Source organism: Leptospira adleri, assembly GCF_002811985.1.
Taxonomy (GTDB): Bacteria; Spirochaetota; Leptospiria; order Leptospirales; family Leptospiraceae; genus Leptospira; species Leptospira adleri.
The window spans coordinates 19,631-35,825 of the sequence record NZ_NPDU01000011.1; the positions used below are offsets into that span (position 1 = coordinate 19,631).

The following is a 16,195-nucleotide window of genomic DNA, read 5'->3' on the forward strand; positions in this document are numbered from 1 at the left end:
AAGATAATTCAATCCTGCTGAGGATAGGTTTTCCGATCCTTCGGAAGCAAAGGAGCGAAGAATTATTTTCCGCTCGCAAGGTCGTCTTTTCACTTTTCGGAAAAGAATCCGATCCTACCGAAACGCTTATGTCTTGCTTGCGAAGCGAAGGATCGCTTCTTCTTGGGCAAAAAAATAAGTGTAATTTTTTCGAGAACGTCTAAGAGTAGTATCCTCTTTTGTTCGGTAGTACGATCGACAGAAGCAAGTTTGGACGAAGGAAGAGTTCGCCTTTGCGATTCTTTTTTGCGGAATTTGCAACCGAGCGAAATCGATTCTAAAAAATAAAACATCAATTAGGTGAAAGAGATGATCGAGACCGCAGATAAAAAAACAAGCGTAAATACTGAAAATTTCTACAAGTATCTTCCGTTCCTTTCTTCTTTTACCGAAATTATAGAACCTTCCAACTACTACACGGTTCCGGACGATTGGAATCTGATTGTCACCGACGTTGTGAATTCTACGGAGGCGATCCGCAATGGAAATTATAAAGACGTAAATATCGCCGGCGGCGTGACTGCGATGGCGGTTTCCAATTTGATGGGCGATATGGATTATCCTTTTTTATTCGGTGGGGACGGAATGACTTTGCTTTTACCGAATAGCGTTCTTCCGGGAGTGAGGGATATTTTATTCTCCATTCGAGAATTGGTGAAAAATAATTTCGGTTTAAAGTTAAGAGCCGGAATCGTAAACGTCGGCGACCTCAAAAGATCCGGAAAAGAATTAAAACTTTGTAAACTTAAAATTTCTGAATTTTACAACCAAGCGATTCTGACAGGAAGCGCTCTGGACTCGGCGGAGGATCTTGTAAAGAACGACGATTCTTCCAATCCTTATATCATACCGTTGACTCATAAACCCAAAATCAAACCGGATTTTACGGGATTTACTTGTCGTTGGCAGGACATTCCGAGTCACCGCGGAGAAACCGTTTCCTTCATCATTAAATTGAATCCGATGCAAAATTCTACGGATCCTAGTTTACTGAAATTGATCTTGGATCAGATCGGAATTCTTCTTGGAAACGATACTCAAATCCATCCTCTCACCGAAGAAGGAATCAAGGTCGATATGAGCGGTAAATATTTTAACAAAGAAGCTACGGTCCATACGAGGAGCAAAAAAGGATTCTTCCATTTTTTAAGATTTCTTAAAATCAAAATGGAAGGTTTTGCGGTCAATCTTGCCGTTAAAACACAATGGAAATTCGGTCCTAAAGTCAACGGTATGGAATTGCGGGAGCTCCGAAAATCTCAGATTATCGCGTCCGATTTTCGAAAATACGACGGAACTCTAAAGATGGTGGTCGCTTGCGATACGAAGTCGAGAGAAGCCTTTATCGATTTTCTAAAAGGGCTTTATAAAGAAGGTAAGTTGTATTTCGGTTATCACGTTTCCGATCGCGCTCTGATGACTTGCGCTTTGCACGAAGGATCAGTAAGAGAAGTGCATTTCGTTGATTCCGCGGACGGCGGTTACGCTCTCGCGGCGATTCAGTTGAAAGAACAAATCCGATTAGGAAGCTGATCCGAGTTTAACGTTCCAATTTTCATCGAAGAGTTTATAATTACAAGTGAGCTCTTCACCCATTCGAATCAATCTTGTCGCTCTGTCTTGTCCCATCGGGTTTGTGTGATCGCTCGTAAAATCTTCTTTCGTATTCGGGTCGTCGCTGTGATTCATGAACTTGGAATTATCGGAACAATAAAACCAGTTCCCGCCGGTTTGATATGAATAAGTGCGGAACATTTCTTGAACGGCGGGCGGAAGGGAATTGAGTTCTTGATCGGTTAGAACCCAGACAGTCTTCGGATGATATTTCCAAACCAATTCTCCTTTTTGAATGTCTCTTCCAGCGAAAAGACCAAAACCTCCAATGGGAGAATCGGCAATGTATGTGGGCACTAAAAGCATTTTGAAAGTCTAAAATAGTCCGGAAAAAAATTGCAAGTAAGAAACGAAGATTCCTCAGAGGACCATCGCTTGTTGCTCCGGTTCCGGTACTGCGAACCTTTCCAGTTTTCCGTTTCGTATTTGAAAGACTTGATCCGCTTCACGAATCGTGGAAAGTCTGTGAGTCACCGAAATTACGGTTCTTCCTTCTCTCAACAACGAAAGTGTTTTCATGATTCTCGCTTCGGTTACCGGATCCAACGAAGAGGTCGCTTCATCCAAAAGAAGAATCTGCGGGTTTCTTAGAAAAGCGCGGGCAATCGCGATTCTTTGTCTTTCGCCTCCCGAAAGTTTTGTCCCTCGATCTCCGGTATTCGTTTCATAACCCATCGGAAGGGAAAGAATCAACTCGTGAATTTCCGCGCGTTTCGCGGCTTCGATCACTTCTTCCAAAGACGCGCTCGGTTTACCGATTCGGATATTCTCGAAGATCGTAGTATTGAAAAGAAAAGTTTCCTGGAAAACGACCCCGACCAAAGATCGAACGGAGCTTCTCGAAACCGAATTCAAATCGATTCCGTCGAAAAAAATTCTTCCTTCGTTGGGTTGTACCATTCCAAGAAGAAGTTTGATAAAAGTACTTTTGCCGACTCCGGAACCGCCGACGATCGCGGTATAACTTCCTTTCGGAATCGTGAGTGAAATATCGCTTAAATTTTTAGATCGGCCTTTGTAACGAAAGTGAACGTTCTCAAAACGTATTTCCTGTTTTAACTCGGGGATGGACGAGTCTTCCGGGTTCGATTCGAATACGGGAGCCCGCAATAATTCTAATATCCTTTTTGCGGATCCGCTTGCATGATTGAGCGCGGGAAGATATTGAGAAAGATAGAGGAGAGAATAACTTAAATTTAGGAACGGAGGTAAGAACGCCGCGAGAGTCCCGATGCTCAGAGTGTTGTTGTAAGCGAACGCGGTACCGGCTAACAAAAGAACTCCTTGTAAAAGAAGAATTCCGGAACCAGCGGAACGTTCCAGATAAGAATTCGTAAGGCCCAGTCTCAGGGAAACCTGAAACAACCTCTCACAATTGTTCTTAAACCGGCCGAAAAAATAATCGCTTAGATCGTAGGCGCGTATGAGATTCTGCGCAGAAATGGATTCTTCGACCATACTCAATACTTGCGCTTCTTCTAATTTTCGCGAATAGCTGATCTCCGTGGATTTTCTCGAAAGAAAACCCGGACCTAAAAAACTGATCGGCCAGATCAACAAAGCGATCAGCGCCAACTTCCAATCCAAAAGAAATAGAAGAATGGTTCCGAAAACCGCTTCCAGTAAAGGACCGAGTCCCCAGGGGATAAAGGCGAGTAACGCGTGTTCCAAAGACGCAAGGTCGTTGAAAAATCGGGAAAGAATATCGCCTAGTTTATTATTCGAGAAAAAATCCAGACTCAGTTGATCCAGATGTTCGTACATTTGTAATCGGAGGTCTTGTATGATCCTGGAAGAAGCCCAGTTGTATAAATAATCTCGAAGCGTTCCCAGAACCGCGAAAGTTACCGTTCCGATCGCCAAATAAGCTCCGATCCAATAGAGAGCGTTTTGATTCCGATTGATCAGCGCTTCGTCTATGAGATATTTAAAACTAAAGGGAATGCTCGCGTAAAATCCTATCTCGAAACAAAGAAGAGCGATGATGAGAAAGATTCTTCCTTTGTATTTTTTTACAAAACGAAAAAGTCCGAAGATCAATAACCCGGGAGCGCCTTCGTTTTCCGAGGACGGTTTTTCCTTTTTAAGATTAGGGGCCTTCCATTTTTTAGAGGTTCCCTTTTCTTTATCAAGAGGCAAGGGTTCCGACTTTTGGATCAGCTCCGGGTTGTATTCGAGAGGTCTTTTCATACCGTTTTGGAAATTACAGTCCTTTTATTTTCGGCAAATATCTTTCATTTCCACTCTACTTTGACTCTTTTTCCGGGAAAGTCCGAGGCAAGAATTTTTCACCGGATAAGAGACAGAATCCCCCCGGAAAAGACTCGTTTTTTTAGAAACCGCCTATTATGGTAGTAAGTAGGCTCAATTCGATGATTAACTTTCACTACAAAGAGGAAAATGGACTCTACACTGTGACCCTCAAAACTTCCGAAACGGCTCCCGGAACTCTTCATAAGATGGTGAAAGCGATGTTCTTTATGGGTTGGGAGATCGTATCCGGAGATATTCAGACGATCGAAGAGAACGGTCAATTATTCAGTTACGACGTTTTTACCTTAAAATCGGAAGAGACAGATTCTAAAATTAAGGCTTCTAAATTGGGAATTCTTATGTCGTCCGTATTTACGGAAGATTCCGCGTTGGAAGAGATCATTCACCATTCCAGTGAAATCGATCTCAGAAATACATACCATCTCAGTAACGATTCTAAACTGGAATTCGAAGACGTTGAAGGCGGCGCTCGGACAAAATTGTATTTGGAAGCCCCCGATCGCAAAGGACTTCTTTATTTTGTTACGGGCGTTCTAAAAGAAAACGGAATTAACATTCATTCAGCGACAATTCGGACGGACCGGACGGGAAATCAAGCTCAGGATACGTTCATTCTTACGGATCCAAAGGGCGGCGGTTTTGCGGGTTCTTCTTTGGAAGAAAGGGTGAGCAGGAATATTCTTGAAATCAGTTTGAATTCTTCCTGGAAGTAGTTTGGAAAATATTTTTTTCGTCGCATAAGAAAATATTCGGTGCAAACGGTGCATTCCTGCCTTTTATTGGATTAAGAATGGAATTTCTCATAGAGAATTTTTCCACGTTATGTAACCTTAACCGCTTCTAAAAATAAATTTCAATTTCTCGAAGATTGCATGGACGCACAAAAAGATTTACAGAAATTCGATTTCACTGAAGAAATCATCCAACATTTTAAGATTAACAGCGTCATTCCTGTGGACTTTTATAACAGGAACGGTCAGATTCTAATTCATAAAAAAGAAAATGCAAACGGGGAAGATATAACAAAACTTCTTAAGTTTGAAAGCCAAGGAATTTATTTCCTCAAATCGGAATTTGAAAAAATCTCCGGTGGAAAACAATCTTCCGGTCCGAACAGCGTCAACGGTCGTGAAGTCAGTTTTTCCAAATTAGTAAACTCAGAATTAACCGTGGATCTCGCGAAAAACGCCGCGGGCTTTTTATCCGAACTAAAAAAATTCCCGTTAAACGGCGGACAAGTTCGACAACTCAATAAATCCATCGATGGAATTTTAGAGGACTTCCGTTCCACTCCCGATATGGAAAACGGCCTGGTCAATATCATCGAAGTTATGAGCGCCGCCGGGGTTCCGATGGATTCGGAAGTTTTGACAAAGAGAACCGTCATATCCATGGCGATGAAGGTGAGAGCCGGAAAGGCTTTTACAAAAGTCGACATGGAGCAAAAAAAACTCGATCAGATGAATCTGATGATGTCTTCTTATTTGGCCGACGTCGGTTATACTCAGATGAAGATTCCGGTTCAGAAAGATCTGAAGACGGAAGAATTCGAATACATCAAAAATCATCCTATCATCAGTTATCTCATGGTCGCGAATATTCCCGACCTCGACGACAATATCAAAACGTTGGTCCTCAATCACCATCGTCCCCACAAAGGCGAAGGTATGAACAACAATTATCCGCAGCCGAAAACTCTCGTGCAGAAACTCAATCTTTATAAAGAGAAATACAAAGATGATCCGAAACGAACGGTCTTGGTTGCGGATATTCAAAAACAGATTCGTAATATTCTTACAAACAATCTTCCGATGGATGATATCGGCGTGATCTCCATCGCTGGGGAGTTCGCGTCCTTGACCACAAAACAAGAGTGGCGCGACGCTTACGAACCTTTGGTTGCTATGAAGCTGATTTTGAATAACAGTTTTTTTGCATATAATGAGAAAACTTTGCGGGATTTCTACGATCATATCGGGTTGTCCCTCTGCAATAACCAGCCTTTTATTAGGGAAGGCGATTTTGTAATCGTCGTAACGCAGGATTCCAATCAGAAAGTCTTCTTCGAAGTTTGTATCATCCGCGAAATGTATCGAACTCAAATTCGTCCTATGCTGGAAAGGATCGGGACGATTCGTCCGAATTTCAGCAATATGGGAAAATTAAGAATTTCGGGCTTCGACCTAAATTCATTCAAGCTCGATCGAAGAAAGGCGATCTTTAATTTGGAGAAGAATCAAGACCCAAGAAGAATCGTTTACGTTCTGGACGCGGAGATGGACGGATATCTCTATGAGGAATTGGTCAAACAAACCGGAGAAATTCCGAAAGAAAGCGCGTGAAACTTTCCTAACGTTGTTTTGAAACCTTGAACTTTTTCGTATTTTGATCTCCTCGGTCGGCGGTTTTTAGGAGTGAAACGGATCAATCGTTATGCGACACGGCGATCCTTAGTCGCGCTTAAAGATTAAACATTTGACTTTGATTTGAAATATTACAAAAGAATTTTATCCGAAATGAATTTTTATTTCCTAAATCGGAAATAAATTGTAAATCGAAGTCTCTTAAATAATTTTTTTCCAGTCGTATGTTCTATTCGCAAAGAATAGGATTGCTTTGTTCTTCCATAGTACGCAATTCTCTTCCAAAACGAGGCCTACGGGCAATTTAAAAGAAGAGCTGTAATATGAGCGTTAACTCACATTCTGTAAATAAGGAACTCCTGGAGAAGTTTGAATTTACTTCCGAGGTTATTAAGAGTTTTATTAGTCAGAACGAAATCCCCGTAGATTTTTATAATAAGAACGGTCAAATTCTAATCCATAAAAAGTCGGACGCCTCGGAAGACGATATCACGAAACTGCAAAAGTTCGAAAGCCAAGGTATCTTTTTTCTAATCTCCGAAAAAGAAAAAATAATTAAGAATAAAAAACCGGACTCGGTCCATGGTCGTGAAGTCTCCTTTACGAAGTTGATCAATACGGATCTTACCGTCGCTTTAGCAAGAGAGGCTTCGGATCTTTTGGAGGAGTTGAAACACTTTCCTCTCAATAACAATCACATTAGAAAAGTGCAAAAAGGAATCGATGACATCCTTGTGGACTTTAAGTCTAGTTCTGATATGGAACTCGGACTCGTCAACGTCATCGAAGTGATGAGACAAGCCGGAGTAAAAGCGGACTCGGAGATAATGACAAAGAGAACCGTCATCTCCATGGCGATGAAACTCCGAGGTATGAAAGCTCTGAGCAAAGCCGAAAACGAACTTCAAAAAGCAAAACAGCTGAACGTTATGCTCGCTTCTTATATGGTCGATATAGGAAAGTCCAGAATGAAACTTCCGAATCATTCGAACCTAAGGCCGGAAGAATTCGATTATATCAAAAATCATCCTATCATCAGTTATCTTATGATAGGAAATCTTACCGGAATCGATTCCGAAGTTAAGTCCGCGGTCTTAAACAGCCATAGAACGTTTCGAGGAGAGGGCCTAAACAATAATTATCCTTCTACCAATATGTTGATTAGAAAGTTGACCGAGTATCTTCAGAAATACAAAGACGATAAAACGAAACAGACTCTTATCGAGGACATACAAAGACAAATTCATCATTTGTTGAACAGTACTTATACGGACGAGGATCCCGGAATCATTTCGATCTCGGGGGAATTTGCTTCTTTGAGTTCCGATCAGGATTGGCGTCCTGCGTACGATCCGCTTACCTCGATGAAACTTATCCTGAACAATAGTTTCTTCTCTTACAACGAAAAGATCGTTCGGGACTTCTTCGATTTAATGGCTTTGAGTCTCTGCGAAAACCAAAGCGTTCTCAATCCTGGGGATTATATCATCGTAGTTTCTATGGATTCTCAGAGAAAGGTGCATTTCGAAACCTGCGTCATCAAAGAGATCTACAGACATCAAACAAGACCGCTTTTGGAAAGAATCGGAACGATTCGCCCTTTGATCACCAACAAGGGAAAAATTAAGATCGAAGGATACGATCCTCATTCTTTCCGTGAAGATAAAAGAAAGGCCGTTTTCAATCTGAACAATAGCATGGATCCGAGAAGAGTCATCTACATTATCGATCCTGAATTAGAACCGAATCTTTTCGAAAAGGTGGATCAGAATTTTAGAGGAAGCGCTCCTCGTTCCGTGGCCTGATAAAACCAAAGGATTCTCCCAGAAACGCGCTTTATCCCTGAGCTTTACCTTGTTTTCTTGGTATTATGCCTTCAAGTTGGGGAAAAATTTTTAAAGTCAGTACGTTTGGAGAATCTCACGGAGAATCTGTGGGGGTTGTCGTGGAAGGAGTTCCCGCGGGAATCCCCATTCGTTTAGAAGAAATTCAAAAAGACTTAAATCGAAGGAGACCGGGCCAGAGCAAATTGACCACTCCTCGAGACGAATCGGACACGGTTCGAGTTGTCTCCGGTGTTTTTGAAGGAAAGACGATCGGAGCTCCGATCGCGTTGATCGTAAACAATCAAAACACGATTTCAAAAGATTACGAAAATTTAAGAACTACATTTCGTCCTTCCCACGCGGATTATACTTACCAAGTGAAATACGGATTTCGCGCGCACGTAGGCGGAGGCCGTTCCTCCGTAAGAGAGACGATCGGAAGAGTTGCCGCGGCGGCCATCGCAAGAATGATACTCAAGGACGATTTAGGAATCGAAACCGTAGCTTGGGTGGATTCGATCGGACCTGTTCAGTCGAAGATCGGCGAAAATTATCCGAAGTCCCGGGAAGACGTCGATCAAAACGAAGTCCGTTGTCCGGAACCGTCCAGCGCGGATACGATGAGAGATCTGATTCTTAAAATGAAAGAAGCCGGCGATAGCGTGGGAGGAACGATCAAATGTGTTTCCTACAATCTTCCCCCGGGTTTGGGCGATCCGGTTTACGATAAGCTGGACGGGGATCTGGCGAAAGCGATTCTTTCGATTCCCGCTTGCAAGGGTTTCGAGGTCGGTTCCGGTTTTTCAGGAACACTTCTCACAGGAAGCTCGCATAACGATGAATTTTATGTCGAAGAAGGGACGGGTCGAGTTCGAACCAAGACGAACAATTCGGGCGGACTTCAAGGCGGAATATCGAACGGGGAAGAACTCGTGATTCGCGCCGCGTTTAAACCGACATCCACCATTTTTAAAAAGCAAAATACGGTAACTCTCAAAGGAGAGGAAACGACGTTGGAAGCAAAGGGTCGTCACGATCCTTGCGTGCTGCCGCGTGCGGTTCCAATCATCGAGGCGGTTGTAAATTTGGTTCTTGTCGACGCTTATCTCTACCAAAGGGCGATCAATCCGCTCTGGTTTCAGAAATGGGCCCGCGTTCCCGATTATTACAAGGACTTAGAACTTTAAGAATCAGTCTCAAAATGGAAGAAAGATTTTCATCACGATCTTCCAAAGAAACGGAAAGCAAAAGAGCGAAAACCGTGAACTTTTAGAAACGGGTTGCCAGAATGAGAATGGTACGTTTCTATAGAATTGTTTCCCAATACCCGGGTTTAATCAAAAGGATGATTCCATGGTAAAAATCAAAATCGACGGAATCGAGTATGAGGTAGATGAAAAGAAAAACCTTATCTCTGCGGCGAAAGACGTCGGAATAGAAATTCCATTCTTCTGTTATCACCCTAAACTTTCCATCGTAGGTATGTGTAGAATGTGCCTCATCGAAATCGAAGGGGTTCCAAGACTTCAGGCCGCCTGCAATACCAAGGTCACAGAAGGACTTTCCGTATTTACTAAGAATGATCGAATCAAAGAAGCGCGCGAGGGAACGATGGAGTTTCTTCTCGCAAATCACCCTCTGGATTGTCCCGTTTGCGACAAAGCCGGTGAATGCCAGCTTCAGGACAATGCTTTTAAAGAAGGCAAAGGAAATTCCCGTTTTACATTACAAAAACGGAATGTTCCTCAAGAAGAAATCGGATCCAATCTGATTATCAATCACAACCGTTGTATCGTTTGTTATCGTTGTGTTCGTTTTGAAGAAGAGATCGTGGGAGAATCCAATCTCGGACTTTTTGAAAGGGGATATCATTCGATCATAGGTCTCGCAAAGAATGAACCGATTCAGCACAACTTTCAAGGAGCGCTTGCCGATCTTTGTCCCACCGGAGCGCTTCTTAACAATAAGACCTTATTCAAGTCGAGAGTTTGGTGGTATAAAAACGCGGAGTCGATCTGCCACGGCTGCAGCACGGGATGTAATATCACTACCAACGTAAGAGACAACAAAATGTATCGTTATATGCCTCGAATCGACGAGGAAAAAGACATGTATTTTCTATGCGACAAAGGCCGTTTCGACGTGGACTGGCTGAACGAAAATCGTCTTTTCGCATATTATCAAAACGGAAACTCTTCCGAAAGCGGAATTGTTTTGCCGGCGATCGCCGAAAAAATAATAGCCGCGAATCAAATCGCAATCTTGGGTGGAGCATCCGAATCCAATGAGAATTTAAAGTCGATTCTACAATACGTAGAATCTTTCGGAAAATCGGCGATTTTCGAAGTTCGAGTGGAATCGGTTCAATCAAAACCGCCGGAACAGAAGGATTTTTTAATGACCACCGATTTAAGGCCGAACACAAGAGGTGGAGTGGACGCCGGGTTCGTTTCTTCTCAAGGGATCGAATCGATTCGTAAGTCCGTCGAATCAGGCGCGATCGATCTGGTCTTTATAGTCAAAGAAAATGTAAAGGATGTATTGCCGTCCATATCCCCTAAAACTACGGTCGTCGTTCTCGATACGAATTTGACTTCGGATATTGCGGACGCCTCTTACGGAGTTCCAATTCAAACCTTCACGGAACAAGCAGGTTCTTTTACGAATAAGAACGGATTGAATCAACGTTTTCAAAAAGCTATGGATCCGCCGAAGGGATTGCTGAACTCAGGTTCCGTATTTCAGAGGTTAGCGGAATTGGTGAAGGAATTGTCTTCTTCTCGGAAGGAGGTTAGCTCAATTGGGAACGGTTAATGTAATCCATGTCGCAAGTCGGCATAAACTCACTTGGTATGAGAAGTTCTATTTTTATTCCGTCGGAAAGGGACTCTGGATCACTCTTAAACATTTTATCAAAGCCTCGCTTCTGAGAGGAGCGGTTACGATAGAATTTCCCGAAAAGAAAAGAAAGTATTCCACTCGTTTTCGCGGAATGCACACGATGAAACGCGACGAGCAGGGAAGAGAAAGATGTACGAGTTGTTTTTGTTGTATGTGGATTTGCCCGGCTGACGCGATTTATATCGAAGCGGCGGAAGTGACTCCGGAAATTCAGCATCTTCATCCCGAAGATAAGTTTGCCAAGAAATTTGAAATCAATCTTTTGCGTTGTATTTTTTGCGGGCTTTGCGAGGAAGCCTGTCCCAAGGGTGCAATTTATTTGGACGGACCGGGAGAGATGGCGGCGGATAACCGGGACGATCTGATTCTTACAAAAGAAAGAATGATGCAAAAAGTGGGCGGACCGATCATAGGAGAAAGAGTTTAGAAAACTTTCTCCTATTTTTGATTTGAATCGTATGCAGGATTCCTAATGGAGAAATTCTAAATTTTCAGACTACTTTCCGTTTCAGATATTCGTTCTGTCTCGCGATATCCAACTTTGATTCTAAATATGCAACGGAAGCGTCGATATCGTCGTTCGAAATTCCGGGATATTCCCTAAGAATTCCTTTTCTCGACATTCCCGATAAGAGTAAATCCAAGATTTCTAAAACGCGTACTCCGGTTCCTTTGATGAAGGGTTTTCCCCCCAAATATCCTGGAATCATTTCGATAGAAGTAAACTCATCGTCACTCATATATATTCAATAACATTGAGACCCACCGAAATTTGTAACGGATTTGTTTTTTTCGAAATTGTTTTCGAGAAATTCTTTAAGTATACTGTGTTTCAATAAATAAAATTCGGAAAAGAATTCTAACTATTATTTTAAATTCGGAACTCGGTCGCCCTTCTTGGAAATCGAATTCTTTTCTATTTCGAAGAGCTGCTCGAAGAAGACGAAGATTCGGATGGACATTCGGGAAATAGATTGCTGCAGGCAAGCAGCAGAATCAACCCTGAATTCGATGTGCAATAGTTCGTAAATGGTTTGTCCGTACTTACAGCGTTGAATGCACAATAGAAAAAAAGTCTTTCATAACATTCGTTTCTCTTCTTGGTTTTTCCGGCACAACTGGAACTTTTCGGTTCGAAATCGTGGGCCGCACATTGAAGGAGAAAAATGCAGATTAAGAATAGGAATATCCAAATAAACTTTTTCACCAACATTCTTGAAAGCGTTCGATTTCGGCCGTTTTTAGGCTGATATGACATAGTTTTTAATACACTGGGGCCCTTGGAAGTTAGGATTTAATTTCTTTTTTGTGCTTTTAGGATCGCAATTTCTTTGAAAAACTGCAAAAAACCCTGTTTTCACAGCATTTTATAAATGGTTCGATCCGATTCTACAGATTTTTCAACGCTTTATGAAGAAAACCATCGGACGGTTTACCACTTTCTTCTCAAAATATCCGGAGATCCGGAAGTTTCCGAAGATCTAACGCAAGAAGCCTTTTTAAAAGCATTCACTTTTTTTGCAAAGTTTGATCCAAAGATCGCGTCCTTCAGTACATGGACCTGCTCCATTGCAAAAAACCTGTATTTTAAACATTATAATAAACAGAAAAAGGAATTTGGAAATCTGAGCATCGGTGATCTGGTCGTAGATATAGAAGTAAATCCGGAAATCCCCGAAAATTTAGAGAAAGCTTTTTTGGAAAAAGCGATAAAAGATTCAATTGAGAGTCTTCCCGAACCCGAAAAGAGTATAATACTGTTTAAGGAATTAGAGAGAAAAACTCTGAAAGAGACGGCGCTCGCGCTCGGAATTTCAGAAAGAACAGTCAGCAGACGACTGATTTCCGCCGTCTCTTTACTTAGAGAAAAAATGGAAAGTCAAGGTTTGCAATTCTAAAAATACACAATGAAGTTGAAGGCTGATAACATAGAACACTTTGAAGACCTATTGGGGAAATACCTCTATGGTGAATTGAATACAGAAGGTAAGAAAGAATTACTCAATTTCGTACTCAAAAACGACAAGGCCCGTTCTATGTACCAGTCGGCTACACAAACAAATTCCATTGTATCCTTTGGTCTTTCGGAATCGAAGGAAAGAAAAAATTCCGGCGGCGGTGACAATCCCTTCGGAAAGTTATTGGAATTTAAGAATTCGATTTTTCAGTCCGGTTGGGTTGTTTCCGGTTTAGCCGCGGCAGTTCTTCTTGTATCCGGAATTTCAATTTGGCTTGGCTTTTCATTGGATCAAGATGCAAAGTTAGACCAAGCGTTTATCCATTCTTACGGAGATTGCAAGATCGACGGAGTCGCTTCTCAACCCGGCGCGAATCTTCTAAACCGGAAACTGGTTTCCGGAAATTATTCGATTTGCGAATTCCAAGTAGAAGGTTCAAAGAGCGTGGCCGTTCGGGTTCTTCCCGGTTCGGAAGTCTCCGTTACGGGAAACCGAAAAAATTCTTCCGTGAATGTGGATCACGGTTCGATTCTCGTTGATTCAGTCAAAAACGAGTCCGTTGATTCGGATGGATTGCTCTCGATTCTTTCTCCGGACGTGCGCGCGTTGCTGGTCGGTACAAGAGTCGTTTATTCTCGAAAGGTCGGAGATTCTCATTCCGAGTTGGATCTCAATGTTTTGGACGGTACTGTCGAAGTTGAAACAGGACCTTCCGTTGCTTTCGAAAAAACCGCGAACACTCTCACCGAAGAAGAGCGAGAATTTTTAAAACTCAACTTTCCAATTCTATTTCAAAGTAAAAAAGTCGAAATCAATCGGGGGCAGTCCTTGTCATGGAAAGGAATTCCTGAATCCGGTCTTAAAAAAATTCGATCTCTGGAAAAGAGCATTGAAGAAGCAAAAGCCAAAGGCATCAAAGTGGAAGGCGATTTTGTTTTCGCTCTTTCCTCCGACGTTCAAAAATTAAACGGGGATCAGATTTTTGCGTTCGATCAGAATCTAAATAAAAAGATTAAAAATCTGCTTCCAAGCGAGGAAAAGGATTTAACCGCTAAATTTAATTCTATGGTTCGTTTTCCGCCGAGCGATCTGCGCGAAGTTGAAAAACTCAAATCCTTGGTGGCTAAGTTGGACAATACTCCTTTGATTGAAATCTTGAAGGATAAGAATCAGCCGGATATTGAAAGAGTAATTTATTTTAAAGACGGTTCCAAAGTGAAGGGTTTCGTCTATCAACACGATAGTTTTTACATTCTTTTAAAATCGGATGGAAATCTGTTGTTTCCGATCGACGCCGTCGATTCGATCGATTTCGAATAAGGAAAAAAAATCGGATTATTTTTTATTGTACGCGGAAATTTTGTAAGTTCGATTCGTATCTACTAGATTGGACGGATATGCGGCCCCTTTTGAAACCATTCTTCTCAGATTCAAAGAAAGATAAAATTTGTTCCGTATTCTTCAAATTTTCTTTTTGGCTCGTTTTCTTTTGCTTTTGGAAAGATCTTTCCGCCGACACGCTCATTCTGAGAAACGGGATCGAATACAAAAACGTTAAGACCACTTTGGGAAAAGCCGCGGTTACGATAGAATCCGAATCCGGTTCCATTATTAACATACCGATCAGTTCGATCAAATCCATTAAATCGATTCCAGTTCAGTGGGGCAGCGGATCTAAGAATTCTTTGACGCCGGAAGAGGAAAATCGAACGTCGGAAAACGACGCGTCTAAGGATCTTTCGAAAAACAATCGGGATCAATCTTCTTCCAGTCCTTTGAAAAACTCGGAAATCGCCAAACTTTCGTTTCGAGACGCATTTCCGAGTTTGATACCTGGATGGTCCAATCTGTATCGATTGGGATATCCTACGTTAGGCGCTTTCTTTTCCATTAGCGAACTCTATCTGATTCATCTCATCTCACTTTATTCGAAACCGACCGTTCGTTTTTACGACGATCCGTTGAATCTCCTTTCCTCTTATGCGAATCTTGATCCGAACGTTTCCTCGCAGAATCCGAAATTCATCAGCTTAGTATTTTCCTATGAAAACGCCTCTTTGGTGAAAGATCCGATTTCCGGCGGTTATACGACGCCGGAAAAAATTAAAGAAGGAAGAGAAAGAGCGGTAACGGGTTTGATTTCGGTTTTGATCTTGGATTTTTCAATTACCCAAGTGATTTCGATGACGATCAAAAAAAAGGAGATGGTTTCGAAGGAGAGTGGTTCTTTCGAAATAAAATTCGGGAGTCGCTTTCGGCCGGAGGTCGGGGAATCGGAATCTAAAATTTCTTTGGTTTATTATTTTTAAAAGGGCCACTTTTGTTCGAGCGGCCCTTCCTTTCGGTTACGCAGTTGCGGAATCTCTTCCTATCTTTCCTAAGAAATATAAAATTACGCCGCCCGCAATCAAACCCGCTCTAATTGCCCAGCCGGTGGAAACTCCCCAATTGTCGATCCACATAAGAATCTTTAAGTTATAGTTAAAAAAACTCAAAGCTCCAGAAACGATTCCTGCAAAAGAAAGAAAAGCTCCAAATGAGGAAATCTTATCCTTGATTTGATCCATAGTACTGCACCTCTTTAAATGAATTAGTTATCTGGTTAACAGATGAAATCTTCTTTTTTCTCCTTTTTTAGCGGTAGGATTTCTTTCTTTCCCATAAAATTCTTATTTTGATAAAAAACTTGCGACCGCTTCTAAGTTTTTAAATTCTGACAGTCTAATTGAAAGATAATTCGGGGACGAAATTGGTTTCGACTGTTGTTGTCAGGGATTATGTGGCGTGTAGAGGTTGTAGGCTCCTCTCAAAACCTTCAAACAATAACCGCTAATAACGAATTAGCCCTAGCAGCTTAATCACTGCTACGGAACCTTGGTTCTTTCTCCTGAGGGCCAAACGTTCTGACACTTTTCGGGAGGCGTCTCTTTTGGTTTTCGGTTCCTGAGAGAGATCGTATTCGAGCTGAATAGGAAAGAGAGTCCTGTCTGTGGGTTAAACTCGATCCGACAACTTTATACATAGACTACACACGTAGAGGCTAATCTGGGGCGCAATAGGACGCGGGTTCGAACCCCGCCGTCTCCATCGCATTCATTGGTTCTATTTTCGATCTAAGAATTTATTAAAATTCTTCGGTCCGATTGTTTCGGTTCCCGCATAATTAAGGTTCGTTTTAAGAGCGAAAGCTGAGATTTTTTTCTAAGAAGAATTCTTCAGA

Annotated in this window: 14 protein-coding genes and 1 other RNA gene; 11 read left to right on the forward strand and 4 right to left on the reverse strand. The window is 42.0% G+C overall.

The window, feature by feature from the left end:
* The first annotated feature begins 348 nt into the window (after nucleotides 1-348).
* A complete protein-coding gene (locus CH376_RS05830) occupies nucleotides 349-1,572 on the forward strand; it encodes a DUF3095 domain-containing protein (RefSeq protein ID WP_100787957.1) in 1,224 nt (407 codons plus the stop codon).
* Here the strand turns inward: CH376_RS05830 and CH376_RS05835 are convergent.
* Together CH376_RS05835 and CH376_RS05840 are read right to left on the reverse strand one after the other, a co-directional pair.
* Nucleotides 1,561-1,959 carry an SET domain-containing protein gene (locus CH376_RS05835; protein WP_100787958.1) on the reverse strand — a complete coding sequence of 133 codons (399 nt, stop codon included), beginning with the start codon at nucleotides 1,957-1,959 and terminating at the stop codon, nucleotides 1,561-1,563. The two genes, CH376_RS05830 and CH376_RS05835, sit on opposite strands and share 12 nt — an antisense overlap.
* 54 nt (nucleotides 1,960-2,013) lie before the next feature.
* On the reverse strand, nucleotides 2,014-3,843 hold the full coding sequence (locus tag CH376_RS05840; RefSeq protein WP_100787959.1) for an ABC transporter ATP-binding protein: 1,830 nt from the start codon (nucleotides 3,841-3,843) through the stop codon (nucleotides 2,014-2,016).
* A 182-nt stretch (nucleotides 3,844-4,025) separates the two neighbouring features.
* Between CH376_RS05840 and CH376_RS05845 the strand changes: the two genes are divergently transcribed.
* From CH376_RS05845 to CH376_RS05870, 6 genes are all read left to right on the forward strand, one after another.
* Complete coding sequence (locus CH376_RS05845) at nucleotides 4,026-4,640, forward strand: ACT domain-containing protein (RefSeq protein ID WP_100787960.1); 615 nt, start codon at nucleotides 4,026-4,028, stop codon at nucleotides 4,638-4,640.
* Nucleotides 4,641-4,799: 159 nt separating this feature from the next.
* On the forward strand, nucleotides 4,800-6,269 hold the full coding sequence (locus CH376_RS05850) for an HD-GYP domain-containing protein (protein WP_100787961.1): 1,470 nt from the start codon (nucleotides 4,800-4,802) through the stop codon (nucleotides 6,267-6,269).
* 344 nt (nucleotides 6,270-6,613) lie between these two features.
* A complete protein-coding gene (locus CH376_RS05855) occupies nucleotides 6,614-8,095 on the forward strand; it encodes an HD-GYP domain-containing protein (protein WP_100787962.1) in 1,482 nt (493 codons plus the stop codon).
* A 65-nt stretch (nucleotides 8,096-8,160) separates the two neighbouring features.
* Nucleotides 8,161-9,303 carry a chorismate synthase gene (gene aroC / locus CH376_RS05860; protein ID WP_100787963.1) on the forward strand — a complete coding sequence of 381 codons (1,143 nt, stop codon included), beginning with the start codon at nucleotides 8,161-8,163 and terminating at the stop codon, nucleotides 9,301-9,303.
* A gap of 166 nt (nucleotides 9,304-9,469) precedes the next feature.
* Nucleotides 9,470-10,930, forward strand: coding sequence for an NADH-quinone oxidoreductase subunit G (locus tag CH376_RS05865; protein ID WP_100787964.1), 1,461 nt, complete (start codon nucleotides 9,470-9,472; stop codon nucleotides 10,928-10,930).
* Nucleotides 10,917-11,444 carry a NuoI/complex I 23 kDa subunit family protein gene (locus CH376_RS05870; RefSeq protein ID WP_100787965.1) on the forward strand — a complete coding sequence of 176 codons (528 nt, stop codon included), beginning with the start codon at nucleotides 10,917-10,919 and terminating at the stop codon, nucleotides 11,442-11,444. The genes CH376_RS05865 and CH376_RS05870 overlap by 14 nt, the downstream gene beginning before the upstream one ends.
* A gap of 64 nt (nucleotides 11,445-11,508) precedes the next feature.
* On the opposite strand, the gene CH376_RS05875 is transcribed toward CH376_RS05870, so the two are convergent.
* On the reverse strand, nucleotides 11,509-11,757 hold the full coding sequence (locus tag CH376_RS05875) for a DUF433 domain-containing protein (protein ID WP_100787966.1): 249 nt from the start codon (nucleotides 11,755-11,757) through the stop codon (nucleotides 11,509-11,511).
* A gap of 633 nt (nucleotides 11,758-12,390) precedes the next feature.
* Here CH376_RS05875 and CH376_RS05880 point away from each other — a divergent pair.
* The 3 genes from CH376_RS05880 (at nucleotide 12,391) to CH376_RS05890 (ending at nucleotide 15,284) form a co-directional block, all read left to right on the forward strand.
* Entirely contained in the window at nucleotides 12,391-12,915 is a 525-nt protein-coding gene (locus CH376_RS05880; protein ID WP_100787967.1) for an RNA polymerase sigma factor, read from the forward strand.
* A gap of 9 nt (nucleotides 12,916-12,924) precedes the next feature.
* Complete coding sequence (gene rsx / locus CH376_RS05885) at nucleotides 12,925-14,295, forward strand: LIMLP_03685 family anti-sigma factor (RefSeq protein ID WP_100787968.1); 1,371 nt, start codon at nucleotides 12,925-12,927, stop codon at nucleotides 14,293-14,295.
* A gap of 89 nt (nucleotides 14,296-14,384) precedes the next feature.
* Nucleotides 14,385-15,284: a hypothetical protein gene (locus tag CH376_RS05890; protein WP_100787969.1), complete on the forward strand. Its 900-nt coding sequence runs from the start codon at nucleotides 14,385-14,387 to the stop codon at nucleotides 15,282-15,284.
* Nucleotides 15,285-15,320: 36 nt separating this feature from the next.
* Here CH376_RS05890 and CH376_RS05895 read toward each other — a convergent pair whose 3' ends face one another.
* Entirely contained in the window at nucleotides 15,321-15,542 is a 222-nt protein-coding gene (locus CH376_RS05895; protein WP_100787970.1) for a hypothetical protein, read from the reverse strand.
* Nucleotides 15,543-15,714: 172 nt separating this feature from the next.
* Between CH376_RS05895 and ssrA the strand changes: the two genes are divergently transcribed.
* Nucleotides 15,715-16,065, forward strand: a transfer-messenger RNA (tmRNA) gene (gene ssrA, locus CH376_RS05900).
* The last annotated feature ends 130 nt before the right edge of the window (nucleotides 16,066-16,195 follow it).